Source organism: Corynebacterium sp. P3-F1 (assembly GCF_030503635.1).
GTDB lineage: Bacteria > Actinomycetota > Actinomycetes > Mycobacteriales > Mycobacteriaceae > Corynebacterium.
In genome coordinates this window covers 1,392,476-1,407,305 of sequence record NZ_CP129965.1, presented here as the reverse complement: position 1 = coordinate 1,407,305, position 14,830 = coordinate 1,392,476, and the positions used below count along the sequence as shown (strand labels likewise).

12 protein-coding genes are annotated in these 14,830 nt (G+C 64.0%); 9 read left to right on the top strand and 3 right to left on the bottom strand.

Annotated elements, in window-relative coordinates; all coding sequences use genetic code 11:
* The first annotated feature begins 68 nt into the window (after positions 1-68).
* From QYQ98_RS06595 to QYQ98_RS06570, 6 genes are read left to right on the top strand one after another with little or no spacing between them, the layout of a single operon-like run.
* The gene (locus tag QYQ98_RS06595) at positions 69-3,053 is read left to right on the top strand and encodes a DUF4040 family protein (protein ID WP_302006096.1); all 2,985 of its coding nucleotides are present in this window, start codon (positions 69-71) and stop codon (positions 3,051-3,053) included.
* The gene (locus tag QYQ98_RS06590) at positions 3,050-3,439 is read left to right on the top strand and encodes a cation:proton antiporter subunit C (RefSeq protein ID WP_302006095.1); all 390 of its coding nucleotides are present in this window, start codon (positions 3,050-3,052) and stop codon (positions 3,437-3,439) included. The genes QYQ98_RS06595 and QYQ98_RS06590 overlap by 4 nt, the downstream gene beginning before the upstream one ends.
* Positions 3,439-4,968, top strand: coding sequence for a monovalent cation/H+ antiporter subunit D family protein (locus tag QYQ98_RS06585; protein ID WP_302006094.1), 1,530 nt, complete (start codon positions 3,439-3,441; stop codon positions 4,966-4,968). The genes QYQ98_RS06590 and QYQ98_RS06585 overlap by 1 nt, the downstream gene beginning before the upstream one ends.
* A complete protein-coding gene (locus QYQ98_RS06580; protein WP_302006093.1) occupies positions 4,968-5,474 on the top strand; it encodes a monovalent cation/H+ antiporter subunit E in 507 nt (168 codons plus the stop codon). Before QYQ98_RS06585 ends, QYQ98_RS06580 begins: the two co-directional genes overlap by 1 nt.
* A 5-nt stretch (positions 5,475-5,479) precedes the next feature.
* The gene (locus tag QYQ98_RS06575; RefSeq protein ID WP_302006092.1) at positions 5,480-5,758 is read left to right on the top strand and encodes a cation:proton antiporter; all 279 of its coding nucleotides are present in this window, start codon (positions 5,480-5,482) and stop codon (positions 5,756-5,758) included.
* Positions 5,758-6,126, top strand: coding sequence for a Na+/H+ antiporter subunit G (locus QYQ98_RS06570; protein ID WP_302006091.1), 369 nt, complete (start codon positions 5,758-5,760; stop codon positions 6,124-6,126). The genes QYQ98_RS06575 and QYQ98_RS06570 overlap by 1 nt, the downstream gene beginning before the upstream one ends.
* 511 nt (positions 6,127-6,637) lie before the next feature.
* Here the strand turns inward: QYQ98_RS06570 and QYQ98_RS06565 are convergent.
* A complete protein-coding gene (locus QYQ98_RS06565; RefSeq protein ID WP_302006090.1) occupies positions 6,638-8,233 on the bottom strand; it encodes a catalase in 1,596 nt (531 codons plus the stop codon).
* Positions 8,234-8,439: 206 nt separating this feature from the next.
* On the opposite strand from QYQ98_RS06565, the gene QYQ98_RS06560 reads away from it, so the two are divergent.
* Complete coding sequence (locus tag QYQ98_RS06560) at positions 8,440-9,075, top strand: RNA polymerase sigma factor (protein WP_302006089.1); 636 nt, start codon at positions 8,440-8,442, stop codon at positions 9,073-9,075.
* Here the strand turns inward: QYQ98_RS06560 and QYQ98_RS06555 are convergent.
* Together QYQ98_RS06555 and QYQ98_RS06550 are read right to left on the bottom strand one after the other, a co-directional pair.
* Positions 9,072-10,103: an aspartate-semialdehyde dehydrogenase gene (locus QYQ98_RS06555; protein WP_302006088.1), complete on the bottom strand. Its 1,032-nt coding sequence runs from the start codon at positions 10,101-10,103 to the stop codon at positions 9,072-9,074. The genes QYQ98_RS06560 and QYQ98_RS06555 overlap by 4 nt on opposite strands.
* A 49-nt stretch (positions 10,104-10,152) precedes the next feature.
* Positions 10,153-11,418 carry an aspartate kinase gene (locus QYQ98_RS06550; protein ID WP_302006087.1) on the bottom strand — a complete coding sequence of 422 codons (1,266 nt, stop codon included), beginning with the start codon at positions 11,416-11,418 and terminating at the stop codon, positions 10,153-10,155.
* A 114-nt stretch (positions 11,419-11,532) separates the two neighbouring features.
* Between QYQ98_RS06550 and QYQ98_RS06545 the strand changes: the two genes are divergently transcribed.
* Positions 11,533-12,453 (top strand): DMT family transporter, encoded by a 921-nt coding sequence (locus QYQ98_RS06545; protein WP_302006086.1) that lies wholly within the window; start codon positions 11,533-11,535, stop codon positions 12,451-12,453.
* A gap of 260 nt (positions 12,454-12,713) precedes the next feature.
* Positions 12,714-14,531, top strand: coding sequence for a 2-isopropylmalate synthase (gene leuA / locus QYQ98_RS06540; protein WP_302006085.1), 1,818 nt, complete (start codon positions 12,714-12,716; stop codon positions 14,529-14,531).
* The last annotated feature ends 299 nt before the right edge of the window (positions 14,532-14,830 follow it).

The following is a 14,830-nucleotide window of genomic DNA, read 5'->3' as shown; positions in this document are numbered from 1 at the left end:
GTCAGACACAATGCGTTTTCCTGTTACCCTTAACGTGTTTGCCAACCACTACACAGGCTGGAGCACATATGGCTCTTCTCTTGGTCTTCGGGCTAGTCGCTGCGACTGTGGTGCTATCCCCCGTGTTGGTGCGCGCAATCGACCGTCGGGCGGGGTGGGTGACCGGCCCAGTGTACTTCGTCGCGGCGGGCATCCTCGCCAACGCGGCGCGGGGCGGTGCGGTGCCGACCTTCTCAATCACGTGGGCGAACGACTTGCTAGGCCCAGGCAGCGTCGTGGAGCTCGGAATGCGCGCGGACGGGCTGAGCTTATTCTTCGCATTGCTCGCGCTCGGCATTGGCGGCGTGGTGATGCTGTATTCCGCGGCGTACCTACCGGCACGCGACGGAAACACCAGCTTCTACACCATCATGACGGCGTTCTCGCTGTCGGTGCTGCTGCTGGTCACGGCCAGCGATGTCGTGGTGCTCTTCATCGGCTGGGAGCTGGTGTCCATCGCGTCGTTCCTGCTCATCGCGCGTTCGGGATCGTCGGGCGAGGCGGGATCGTTCCGTACGCTCGCGCTGACGTTCTTCGGCGGCCTGACGCTGCTGGCCGCACTGGCGATCGCGGCGGTGAACACGGGTACGACGCAGCTCGACGGCATCCTCTCCTCCGATGTGTGGGCTGCTAACCCGCAGTTGACCACCACCGTGGCTGTCCTGCTGGCGTTCTCGGGCTTCACCAAGGCCGCGCAATTCCCGTTCCACTTCTGGCTGCCGGAAGCGATGGCCGCCGCGACGCCGGTGTCCGCGTTCCTGCACGCCGCCGCGGTGGTCAAGGCCGGTGTCTACCTGCTTCTGCGCTTCTCCACCATTTTCGGCTCGAACCCCACCTGGAACCTGATCCTGGTCACCTTCGGCTTGGGTACGGCACTGATGTCGGCGTTGTTCGCGATCACTAAGACCGATCTGAAGCACCTCACCGCTTACTCGACGGTCTCCCACTTAGGCTGGATCGTCGCGGCCATCGGCGTGGGCACCCCCGCCGCTTACGCCGCGGCTCTCGTACACACGCTCGCGCACGCGCTGTTCAAGTCCTCGCTGTTCATGCTCATCGGTGTGATCGACCACGAGACCGGCACCCGCGACATCCGCCGCCTCGGCCGAATCTACGACAAGATGCCGTTCACGTTCGCGTCTGTCGTCGTTGCGGCGGCCTCGATGGCTGCGGTTCCGCCGCTGTTCGGCTTCGTGTCCAAGGAGTCAATCCTGGAGGCGTTCCACTCCACCCAGTACGGCGCGTTCCTCCTGGTTCTCGCCGGCATCGCGGCCTTCCTCACATTCGTCTACTCCGCAAAGATCGTGTTCGGCGCGTTCCTCGACGGCGAACGCGACATGAGCGACGTCCACGAAGCACCCGTGTCGCTCTGGCTGCCGGCGGCGCTCCCCGGCCTCATGTCCGTCCCGGTCGTCTTCGGGTTCCCGCTTATCGACGCGCCCGTCACCCGCGCCGTCCACTCCATCACCGGGGACGACTCCTTCGAGTCCCACCTGGCTCTCTGGCACGGCGTGACGTGGCCGTTCATCGTCTCCGCGCTGGTCTTGGTGGCGGGCATCGCATTCATCTTCGTGCGCAAGCCGGTGTACGAGGCACTGGAAAACAAGATGCTGCTGCCGTACACCGGCAACGAGATTTTGCGCATGATCGTCGACGGCTCCACCCGCTTCGGACGCGGTGCAGGCGCCATGGCGAACACGTACAACCCGTCCCGCCACCTCAAGTGGTTGGTCGGTGTGCTGGTTCTGCTCGGTCTGTCGACCATCCTGTTCACCAGCGGTGTCGACGGAGTGGTCCCCGCCACGCGAACCGACGGCTTGACAAACTACTGGGACCTGATCCCGCTGGCAATCATCGCGGTGTCCGTGATCGGAATGGTTGTGACCCCGAAGCGCATGACCGCGGCGATCTTGCTCGGCACCGTGGGTGTCGGAGTGAGCCTGCAGATGCTGCTGCTCGGCGCGCCGGACGTGGCGCTGACCCAGTTCACCGTGGAGGCGCTCACCGTCGTGGTGATCATGATGGTGCTGCGCTACCAACCGAGTCTTTTCCCGGATGTGTCCTCGAAGCGCAAGGCGCTCTCCGCGGTTTTCGCGGTCATCTCCGGCTTGGTGGCTTTCGCCGGCGTCTACGCTCTGACGGGCCGCCGCGAGCGCTCCGACCTGGCCATGTGGTACCTCGAGGAAGGCGGTCTGGCCACCGGTGCCGACAATATCGTGGCAGTGATCATCGTCGAGTTCCGTGGCTTTGATACCCTCGGCGAGCTCTCCGTTCTGGGCATGGCCGCTGTGGTCATTGCAGCCGTGACCTCGTCGGTGCCGCGCCACGACTTCCAGGAGGGCACCCGCCCGGCACCGTTCGGCCAATCGCGACTGAACACCCTACCGCTGCGCAAGGTGACCAAGCTGATCATCCCGGTGCTGATTGTCCTGTCCGTGCTTATCTTCTTCCGCGGCCACACCGCGCCGGGCGGCGGCTTCATCGCCGCGCTGGTGCTGGCAACAGCGTTCGTCCTGAGCTACCTCTCGCAAGGCTCCGACGCCAACGCGGTCGGCGAGAAGACCCCGATCTACCTGGCCGGCATCGGCATCATCGTGGCTATCTCCTCTGGCTTCCTCGGCCTTGTCGAGGGCGGTTTCCTCTACGCCATCCACGGCGAGATCGCCGGGGAGCACCTCACCACCTCGCTCATCTTTGACGGCGGCATCTACCTCGCCGTTCTGGGCATGCTCACCATGGCCATCAACGGTATGGGCGGCTACCTCCGCCCCGGCGCGGACCGCGAACAACTGGATTACCTCCGCGAGAGCGAGAACCCTCTGCCGGAGATCCCCGTGGGACCCACCGGCGAGTACGGAGTCGACCCACGCCCGCAACCGATCAACCCCGCATCCGAGCCGGTGGATCTGGCGCGTGCAGTCATCTCCGGTGCGCGCGGAAATCCTTCGCGCGGGAGCTCACCCACCAACCACACTTCGGCTAACACCTCGGTGAAGAACGGAGGCGCACAATGATCTACGCAGCCACTATCGGCATCCTCATCGCTGGGGCGGTGTACCTGATCATGCAGCGCGGCATGGTGCGCATCGTCCTCGGTATGTCGCTGCTCGGCCACGCCAGCAACCTCACGCTGCTCGCTGCAGGTAACGGCGCGTGGCGCGGGGAGGCGTTTCCCTCGCAAACACCCGTCAGTGACATGGCTGATCCGCTGCCGCAGGCATTTGTGCTGACTGCCATCGTGATCGCCATGGCCACCACGACCATCTTGCTCCTGCTCGCCGCGCTCGGCCGCGACGACGACACCATCGACAACATTCTCGACGCGGAACAAGCCGCCAAGATCGGCCCGCACGCCCTCACCACAGCCGGCCGCAAGGCCCGCAGGGGGGTGCGCGGCTAATGGCTCCCGACGCTATCCTCCCCGTTTTCGTCGCTCTGCCGCTCATCGTCGCGGCGGTGACAGCGCTGTCTCCCTCCCGCGCGCTCAACAGCGCTCTGGGCCTGATCATCCCGGCGATCAACCTTGCCGGCGGCATCTGGCTCTACGCCTACACCGCCGAGCACGGCACGATCGGCCACGTGATCGGCCTCTACCAGGGCGGAGCGGGTATCTCGTTTGCCGGCGACCAGTTCTCGGCGATCATGCTGATCACCACGATGCTGGTCGCACTGGTGTCCAACTGGTTCGCCATCATCTCGGGTGAAACACAAGCGCGGTACTACACCCCGCTCACCCTGGTGCTGCTCACCGGTGTCTCCGGTGCCCTGCTCACGGCAGATCTGTTCAACTTCTTCGTCATGATCGAGGTCATGCTCCTGCCGTCCTACGGCCTGATCGCCATGACTGGCACGCGGCACCGCCTCCAGTCGGCACGCCTATTCGTTCTGGTCAACCTCGCCGCATCGACCTTCCTGGTCATGGGTGTCGGCTACGTCTACGCCGTCACCGGCGCAGTCAACATCGGCGCGCTGCAGGGTGCTGCAGCCGGCAACGGTCCAGTCACAGTCGCCATGGCGATCGTGGTGGCCGCCATTTGCGCCAAAGCCGCTGTGTTCCCGCTGCACACATGGCTGCCGCGCACGTATACGTCGACAAGCGCCGCAGTGATGGGCCTGTTCTCCGGCCTGCACACGAAGGTCGCGGTGTACATGCTGTTCCGCATCTGGGTCGTCATCTTCGACATGGATGCGCGCTGGAACTGGCTGATCATCGCCGTGATGGTCGTGTCCATGCTGGTGGGCGCCTTCGCGGGCCTCGCGGAGTCGTCTATCCGCCAGGTGCTGGGCTACCAGATGGTCAACGGCATGCCGTTCATCCTGGTCATGCTCGCATTCACCCAGGATGATCCGCGTTACGCGCTCGCCGCCGGCCTCATGTACACACTGCACCACATGATCACCATCGCCGCGCTCACGCTCAACGCCGGTGCGATCGAGGAAACGTACGGCACCGGCACATTGAGCAAGCTCTCCGGTCTGATGAGCCGCGACAAGTGGACAGCTGCCATCTTCGCCGCCGGTGCCTTCTCCGTGATCGGCTTCCCGCCGTTTTCCGGTCTCTGGGGCAAGCTCACCATCGTGTTCGCAGCCGCCCGCGGCGGCGATGCCCGCTCGTGGGTGGTCATCGCGGCGATCATCATCGCCTCCTTCGGCGCCATGCTGGCCATGTTCCGCGTGTGGCAGGAAGTGTTCTGGGGCCGCCCGATGCAACGTTTCCCGGAGAACCTGAGGGTGCGTGGGGCGTTGCTGGCGCCGTCGGCAAGCCTGATGCTCATCTCCTTGGGCATGTTCGTCGCCGCCGGACCACTGTGGGGCGCCGCGACGGATTCCGTCGACGCGCTTCTCGACGTCCCCTCCTACACCTCCGCCGTCCTCGGCCCCGACCCGATCGGCGTGCCGGACACCGCTAGCCTGCAAGGGGGCCAGTAATGAAGACAATCCTGCATGCCATCGGCTACTTCTTCTGGATCGTCAAAGAGATCATCGTCGCCGGCTTCTCCACCGCCTTCGCCGCGTTTCGGCCGAACACTGGGATTGAGCCGATCGTCATCTACTACCCGCTGCGTATCGACGGCGACTGGGAACTGTTCTGGTTCTCCACCTCCGTCACCGCCACCCCGTCGACCTTGGCAATGGGCTTCCGCGACAATATCCCCGGCAAGCCGCGCGTCATGCTCGTCCAGTCCGCTTTCGGCTCCAACCCCGAGGACATCGTCGCGGGCCTAGCCGACATGGAAGAGCACGTCGCCCCGCGCGTCAAAAAGACTCCCCTCGACCCGTCGCTGGTCCTGTGGGAGCCCTACGAGGACCTGCGCGACCGTGTCGATCCGGATGCCGTCGACCCCGTCGACGCCGCCGACCGTGCCCGACGTGAACGCCTGGCCCGCAAGCGCCGCGAACGCCGCGCCGCACGTGCCGCGAAAGAGAGGAACTAAGCGCCATGTTTGATTCGACGTTCACCACCATCCTCACCGTTTGCATCGGCATCATGGCCATATGCCTGGTCATTGGACTTCTCGCCATCCTGCGCTCCAAAGACGAACTAACCCGAGCCGTGCTGGCAGACTTCATTTTCTACTCGATGGTGTGTCTCTACTTCATGTGGACACTGTTCAACAACACGTTCATCGGGTACGAGATCGCCATCCTCGCCGCGCTCGTGTGCGGCGTGATCCCGACCCTGTCCATGTCCCGCATCATTTCCAGGGGGCGCCGCTAATGGCCATCTGGCAGATCATCGTTCTCATCTTTGTGTTCCTCGCCGTCTTCATGACGGTCGCGACCCTCATCCTCCAGCTCCGTGCCCCCGACGCACTCACCCGAGTCAACCTCATAGGGCCGCTGGTGTGCATTGCTTTCCCTGCACTGATCCTGGCCAAGCTCACCGCCGACTGGGCTACGGTAGGCTTCAACGCCGGCGACTTTATCCGCGCCGTCATCGCCATTCTGGGTGTGTGGATTGTCGGCTCCGTCGGCTCGTTCATCATGGGCCGCTCAATTCACGGCGTGACGGTCGTCGATACACGTTCAGCAGTGATTCGTCAGCAGTCCGCTGAAGATCAGGCAGAAGGTCAGGCAGCGAACTGATCTAGCGAGCCCCAGTTAGCCGCCAGAGCTCGAGCTCGGAAGTGGCCGCGTTCGTCTCTTCCCCCAAATCCAGCTACTTGGATTTGGCTTTGCGGAACGGACCAAGCCAAGGCAGAGCTGGAAGCAATCTCCTAAATGCAGCTACCAAGTTGCAGCTAAAGGCTTCAAAAGGCCGTTTAGCTGCGAGTTGGTAGCTGCATTTGTGTTGGCATCAAACGCCACCACAGGCGAAGGCCAGACGGGCGGTGCGGAGCGGAGCGGTCATCTGGGAGCGGCACCGCGGCGTGGGCGGACCGGCGGACCGGCCGAGGCTCGGTTATCGGAGAGTAGGCGGGAGCGCGCATGACAAACCCCGCCGGCGTTCTCTGGGTGAGACTCGTCGGCGGGGTTCGCCGTGTAGCTGATCGAAGCTCAGCCGGGCTCAGGCTTCAGGCTCTGGCCTACGGGGGAACTGTGGTGTGCCCCGCAGGCCGATAAGCATCGACAAACGTCGATAAGCCTCTAGCCGTGATTAGCCGTTGAAGGAGACCTCTTCTTCGGAGTCCTTAGCGGCATCCTCGCGCTTCTTGGCCAGGACCTCGCGGAGCTTCGGCTCGAGGTCAGCGTCGACCTTGCCCCAGTAGGCGAAGGTGCGCTCCTCGACATCCTTGTCCTGGATCGGCAGCATCTTGTTGGTGACGTTGTTGATGAAGCGCTCACGGGCGGCATCATCGAAGACCTCACGGTACAGGGTGCCTGCCTGGCCGAAGTCGTCGTCCTCAGCGTGCTTGACGTAAGCGGCGCGGACGAGGTCGGTGCCGTGCGGGTCCGGGTTCACGTAGAGGTCGTGAGCCTGGCCGTAGGTGGTGTGGTTGGAGGAGGAGTCCTCGCCGTTATCCAGGTAACCGGCACCCTTCTCAGTGTTGTTCGGGCTGTAGTTCGGCTCACCCTCGTTGTTGAAGAAGTACGCCATCGGGCCACGCTCTGCGTAGGTGTTCACCGGCGTGATCGGCTGGTTGACCGGAAGGTCCTTGTAGTTCGGTCCGATGCGGTAGCGGTGCTGGTCGGCGTATGCGAACACACGGCCCTGCAGCATGCGGTCCGGAGACAGGCCGACACCCGGGACGATGTTGGCTGGGTCCAGAGCCAGCTGCTCGATCTGAGCGTGGTAGTTCTTCGGGTTGCGGTTCAGCACGAAGTAGCCGACGTCGACCAGCGGGTAGTCCTTCTGGGACCAGGTCTTGGTCAGGTCGAACGGGTTGAAGCGGTAGTTCTCGGCATCCTCGAACGGCATGATCTGGACCTTGACGTCCCAGATCGGGTAGTCGCCGCGCTCGATTGCCTCGAACAGGTCCTGGCGGTGGTAGTCAGCGTTCTCGCCGGCCATCTTGCCTGCCTCTTCGTCGGTGAAGCACTCCCAACCCTGACGGGTCTTGAAGTGGTACTTGATCCAGACGGCGTCGCCCTCTTCGTTGACCCACTGGAAGGTGTGGGAGCCGAAGCCGTCCTGGTGGCGGGAGGTCTTCGGGGTGCCGCGGTCACCGAGGAGGTAGGTCACCTGGTGAGCGGACTCCGGGGTGCGGGTCCAGAAGTCCCACTGCATTTCGTCGGAGCGCAGACCGGTGCGCGGGTCACGCTTCTGGGAGTGGATAAAGTCCGGGAACTTAACGGCATCGCGGAGGAAGAACGTCGGGGTGTTGTTACCGACGATGTCGTAGTTGCCGTCCTCGGTCCAGAAACGCAGCGCGAAACCGTGGACGTCGCGCCAGGTGTCCGGGGAGCCAGCCTCACCAGCAACGGTGGAGAAGCGGGCAGCCATCGGGGTCACGGTGCCCTTCTGGAACAGCTTCGCCTTGGTGTACTTGGACACGTCCTCGGTGATGTGCAGCTCACCGAAAGCACCGTGGCCCTTGGCGTGCGGGATGCGCTCCGGAACGTTCTCGCGGTTGAAGTGAGCCAGCTTTTCGACGAGGTGAATGTCGTCGAGCACGTTCGGACCCTGCGGGCCGGCGGTGACGGAGATATTCTCCGAAGCAACCGGCTGGCCGCCCAGGCGAGTGGTCTTGCCGTTACCGGCAGCGCGCTCGCCTTTCTTCACAATTTCTTCTGCGGGATTGTTGTCAGCCATTCGATGGCCCTCCTCGATAAATCAGGTTATTTCGCTGATGCTCCCGACACTACGCACACCCCACATGGGCTTCAAGCAAGTACGCCCTAACTCATTCCTTAGTTTGACCTGCGTTCCAGCGCCTGGGCAGCGCGTTGTCAGGTCGACTGTTTCAGCCGGCGCTCATTCGCAGGTGGAGGGTCTTCCTGCTGGTAACCTCTGCACTCGTGAATAAAAGGGACGATGCTTATGTCACGGACTTGGCGCTGCGCGCCGGCCGCGGTGACAAGGAAGCGTTGTCCGAGTTCATCCGTGTCACCCACGACGACGTGTGGCGTTTGCTCGCTCACTTGGCGGGACGGGAGCAGGCGGATGATCTGACGCAAGAAACGTATCTGCGGGTGCTCGGGGCGCTCCCCCGCTTCGCGGCACGCTCGAGCGCGCGGACGTGGTTGCTGTCGTTGGCGCGCCGCGCGTGGGTGGATTCAGTGCGCCACGATATGGCGCGGCCTCGCAAGGCGGCTGCGGAGTACGACGATGTGGCGGCGCAGCAGCCGAGCCGCGACAACCCGAACACTTGGTCGGAGGTAATGGATGCACGCGAGCTTCTCGACGCCCTCGCGCCCGAGCGCCGCGAAGCCCTCATCCTCACCCAAGTGTTGGGGTACACCTACGAGGAGGCGGCGAAGATCGCCAATGTTCGTGTGGGCACGATCAGATCGCGGGTCGCGCGCGCTCGCCGCGACCTCGTCGCGGGGGCGGAGGCGACAGAGGAAACCGGGCGCGGTGCGTGGTCCGGACCGAGCTCAGGCACAGGTGAAACCGGGACTAGGCGCAACGGCACGCCCAAGAGTGAAGGCTAGACCAGCAGCTCCGCGATCTGGATAGTGTTCAGCGCGGCGCCCTTGCGGAGGTTGTCGCCGGAGACGACGAAGATGAGGCCGCGGTCGCCGTCGACGGTCTGGTCCTGGCGGATGCGGCCGACGTAGGAGTCGTCCTTGCCGGCGGCCATGAGCGGTGTGGGGACGTCGACGACGGAAACGCCGGGGGCGCTACGGAGCACCTCCGCAGCCTCGTCGGGTGTGATGGGTCGCTCGAACTCGGCGTGGACCACCATCGTGTGGCCGGTGAACACAGGGACACGGACGCAGGTGCCGGAGACCTTGAGGTCGGGCAGGCCGAGGATCTTGCGGGATTCGTTGCGAAGTTTCTGCTCTTCATCGGTCTCATTGGTGCCGTCATCGACGAAGTTTCCAGCCATCGGCAGGGCGTTGAACGCGATGGGGCTGACGTAGGGGCCGAGGTCGGCAGGGGCGAGAACGGAGCCGTCGTGGGTGAGTTCCACATTTCGATCGCCGATTTCGACGACCTGCTTGGCCAGCGTTTCCACGCCGGCCAGCCCAGAACCGGACACCGCCTGGTAGGAGGCAACGCGGAGGGTGGTGAGCGAGGCTGCGTCGTTAAGCGCTGAGGCTACGGGCATGATCGCCATCGTCGTGCAGTTCGGATTCGCGATGATGCCCTTCTTCAAAGCGCGGGCGGCATCCGGATTGACCTCGGAGACGATGAGCGGCACGTTCGGGTCCTTGCGCCACGCAGAGGAGTTGTCCACGACCGTGGCACCGGCTTCCGCGAAGACCGGGGCCCATTCCTTCGAGGTGGAGCCGCCGGCGGAGAACAGCGCGATGTCGACGTCGCCCACCGAATCGACCGTGACCTGGGTGAGATCCTCGACGACGATCGTCTCGCCGCGGAATTCTAGCTCTTTGCCCGCCGAGCGCGGCGACGCGAAGAAACGCACGTTATCCGCGGGGAATTCGCGCTCCTGAAGGATCTCGCGCATTACGCGCCCGACCTGGCCAGTGGCTCCGACAATTGCGACGGTGGTCATGAAACTCGCTCCAATCTAGTTTTCGCGTCTGTGCGCCGCGTGTGGCGCCCTAGCGTCCGGTACCCGCATACACGACGGCGGGCTCGCCGCCTCCGAGATCGAATTTCTCGTGGATGACGCGGGCGGCTTCAGCCATGTCGGCACGGCGGACAACGGCGGTAATTCGGATCTCCGAGGTGTTCATCATGCCGATGTTGACATCCTTGTCGCGCAGCGCCTCCGTGAAGTCGGCGGTGACGCCCGGGTGAGACTTCATACCAGCACCGACGAGCGAGACCTTGGCGATCTCGTCGTTGTAGGTGACGTCCTGCCAGCCTTCGCTGTTGACCAGGTTGGTGAGCAGCTCCATACCGCGCGGACCGTCGGCGATCGGGAGCGTGAAGGTGATGTCGGTGGTGTTGTCGTCCTGCGTAGAGGTGTTTTGCAGGACCATGTCGATGTTGATCTCGGCGTCCGCCAGCGCGCGGAAGACCTTGGCGGCTTCACCTGGCACGTCCGGGATGCCGAACACGGTGATCTTTGCTTCGGAATCGTCGGTGGCGACACCGACCAGGACTGCTTCTTCCATGGGGATATCCTCCATCGCTCCGGACACGAGAGTGCCGGGATCGTTGCTGTAAGACGAGCGTACTCGCATGGGAACGTTGAATGCGCGGGCGTACTCGACGCTGCGCAGCACCAGAATCTTCGACCCAGACGCCGCGAGCTCGAGCATCTCCTCGAAGCAGAGATGGTCGAGCTTCTTCGCGTCGGAGACGATGCGGGGGTCGGCGCTGTACACGCCATCCACATCGGAGTAGATCTCGCACTCGTCCGCCCCCAGCGCCGCGGCGAGCGCCACAGCGGTGGTGTCGGATCCGCCGCGCCCCAGGGTGGTCACGTCACGCGTGTCCCGGTTAACGCCTTGGAAGCCAGCGACAATGGCGATCTTTCCGGCGTCAATGGCTTCCTGCACGCGGCCCGGGGTGACCTCGAGGATGCGGGCGTTGCCGTGGCGCTCAGTAGTGATCACACCGGCCTGGGAGCCGGTGAAGGACTGCACCGGCGCGCCCAGACCCGCAATGGCCATGGCCACCAGCGAGTTAGAGATGCGCTCACCGGCTGTGAGCAGCATGTCCATCTCCCGCGGCGGCGGAGTCGGGTTGACCTGGGCGGCGAGGTCCAGCAGCTCGTCTGTAGTGTCGCCCATCGCGGAGCAGACAACCACGACATCGTTGCCGGCCTTGTGGGTGGCCACGACACGTTCCGCGACGGCACGAATTCGTTCCGCGCTCTCAAGCGAGGATCCGCCGTATTTCTGGACGATCAGTGCCACCCTGGTCCGCCTTTCGGTGTCTGACGATTGTCACGCGGTCATGCTGTGTGAAACAGGATACCCGTAGGAAAGGGGAAATCCCGCCATTAAATTGCACTCCTTGGGCCCACTACTATGAGCCGGGTGCACAACAATGCCCTCGCCGTCCTTTTCGCGTTCGCTTCAGCGCTGACGATCGCGATCGGCACAGTCTGGCGCCACCAGATCGTGCTGCGCTACAACGATGAGCAGCGGCGACGACAGGCAGAGTGGCGGGAAGAGCTGCCGGATGATCCGGCGGATCAGCCTGTGCGACAGAGTTCAGCGGGGGCAATCGGCGCGATCAAGCGTCCGACGTGGTGGTTGTCGTTGTCACTCGCGTGGGTGGCGTACGGCTTTCAGGCGGTGGCCCTGGCATTTGGCACCCTGCTGGTCGTGCAACCGGTTCTGGTTCTGTCGCTTCTGCTCACACTGCTTCTGTCGGCGCGGGTGGAGCAGCAGCGCATGGAACTGGATGAGACATTCTGGGCCACAGTGCTCACTGTGGCGGTCGGCGTGCTCGTGGTGCTGGGTAAGCCGGAGCCGGGGGCACGGGAGGCGTCGTTAAGCGAATGGCTTATTGCGCTGGGCGCGGGAGTGGTCGTGATGGTCGTGACAGCCTTCGCGGCGAAACGGCAGGGGTCTGTCATGCGCGCGTTTCTGCTGGGTGCGATCTGCGGCGCGATCTTCGGCTATCTGGCGGTGTTCTCCAAGACGGCGGTGGATGCCTTCGTACGCGGCGGCATCGTGGAACTGGTGACCACGTGGCCGCTGTACGCCTTGCTCGCCGCTGCTGTGGTGGGCACGATCGTGCAGCAATATGCGTTCAGTGCCGGCAATTTGTCCCGGTCGCTGCCGGCGATGAAGATTTTCGAGCCGCTGCTCGCATATTCGCTGGGCATGACTCTGCTGGGTGAGACGTTCACGGTGACCACGGTGTGGGGATGGGCTTTGATGGCGCTGGCTGTGGTGGCCATGTTCGTGGCTACCTTCTTCCTGTCGCGCAAATCCGTATAGCTGCAGCTGACACCGCCTCTCTACGCGCAACGAAGCGCGTGACCGCCCCCGAGGTTGCACCGTGACACACCGCGGTTAGGATGTGAGGCATGTCATTGGCAACCACGGCGAAGTGCACCCTTCCAGGAGCTGCCCTACTTCTGCGCCGCGGCGGGTTCTAGGCCACACATTCACGGCCGGCGCCCCGTCGCGGAGTCAGGCATGCCGGCCGTGCGATTCCCATTTTCTGCACCCGAACCCGTGAAAAGGACTTCAAAGCCATGACTCCGTCAGACGCCCACATTGCAGCCCCCGCTGAAACCCGTAAGCCGAACGGCCCCCGCAACGAGGGCCAGCCGGCGTGGAACACGCAGCGGGGCTCCCAAATGCCTTTCGACCGCTACCTGCCGTTCGCGAAAGAGGTAGAAGACATCACCCTGCCGGACCGCACTTGGCCGAACAAGAAGATCACTGTCGCCCCGCAGTGGTGCGCAGTGGACCTGCGCGACGGCAACCAAGCCTTGATCGACCCAATGAGCCCGGAGCGCAAGCGACGCATGTTCAACCTGCTCGTTGAGATGGGCTACAAGGAGATCGAGGTCGGCTTCCCGTCCGCCTCCCAAACCGATTTCGACTTTGTGCGCGAGATCATCGAAGAGGACATGATCCCCGAGGATGTGACCATCCAGGTGCTGGTGCAGGCGCGCGAACACCTGATCCGCCGCACCTTCGAGGCGTGCGCCGGGGCGCCGCGTGTGATCGTGCACTTCTACAACTCCACCTCGAAGCTGCAGCGCGAGGTAGTGTTCCGCAAGGACCGCGACGCTATTAAGAAGCTGGCCACCGACGCTGCTGAGCTGATCAAGACGGTGGCGAAGGACTACCCGGACACCCACTGGCGCTGGGAATACTCGCCGGAGTCCTTCACCGGCACGGAACTGGACTTCGCGATCGACGTGTGCGACGCGGTGGTGGACATCATGGAAGCCACGCCGGATAACCCGATGATCATCAACCTGCCGGCGACGGTGGAGATGATCACCCCGAACGTCTACGCGGACTCGATTGAGTGGATGCACCGGAACTTCGCCAAGCGCGATTCCATCATCATGTCGCTGCACCCGCACAACGACCGCGGCGAGGGAATCGCGGCAGCCGAGCTGGGCTACCTGGCCGGCGCGGACCGCATCGAGGGCTGCCTGTTCGGCAACGGCGAGCGCACCGGCAACGTCGACCTGGTCACGCTCGGCCTGAACATGCTCACCCAGGGCGTGGACCCCCAGATCGACTTCTCCGACATCGCCGGCATCCGCGAGACGGTGGAGTACTGCAACCAGCTGCGCGTTCCGGAGCGCCACCCGTACGCCGGCGAGCTGGTGTTCACGGCGTTCTCTGGTTCACATCAGGACGCCATCAACAAGGGCCTCGACGCGCTGGCACAGAAGGTGCGCCCCGACGCGAACTCCACCGATGTCGCATGGGAGGAGCTGCGCGAGACCGTCTGGGAGGTCCCCTACCTGCCCATCGACCCGAAGGACGTGGGACGCGATTACGAGGCTGTCATCCGCGTCAACTCCCAGTCCGGTAAGGGCGGCGTCGCCTACATCATGAAGACGGACCACGGTATCAACCTGCCCAAGGAGATGCAGGCGGAGTTCTCCTCGACCGTGCAGGCGATCACGGACTCCGAGGGCGGCGAGGTCAACTCTAAGAACATGTGGGATATCTTCGCCGGCGAGTACCTCGATCTGGACAGCCACCTGGAGCTGACGAACCTGCACGTCGACGCCGCGGAGACAGACGACGACGAGGCGCAGGTCGCGGCGACGGTCGTCTTCGAGGGCACCGAGCGCGAGATCACGGGCGCGGGCAACGGCCCGATCGCGGCTTTCGCGGACGCTCTGCGTTCGCTGGGCTTGGACTACGAGGTCAAGGACTACCGCCAGCAGGCCCGCACGTCGGGCCGCGACGCGGACGCGGCCTGCTTCATTTACAGCGAGGTCAACGGCACTACCGCGTGGGGCGTGGGCGTCGCGAGCTCGACGACGCGCGCCTCCATCAAGGCAATGGTGTCCGCGGTCAACCGTGCACTGGATTAATTTCGCCGGTCAGTACTACTCTTCTCAAGAAATGTAATGAGTTGAACCTGAGGAGATCAGCATGACCAAGCACGACGCTGACAGCGGTCGCGCTGATCTTTCGCCGTGCAACACACCGGCGGTGGTGATTGGGCCCCTTCAACCCCACAGCCCCCCTTCGGCTCACGTCCCTGCCCCGAACCAGGCACCGGCACCAGCCCCGCCAGCTCCTGCAGCCCCGGATCCCGGCCCGCATCAGGCGCCGGTACCAGGACCCGCGCCTTCTCACCCGGAGCGCGGCACAGACACAGGTGTGGACA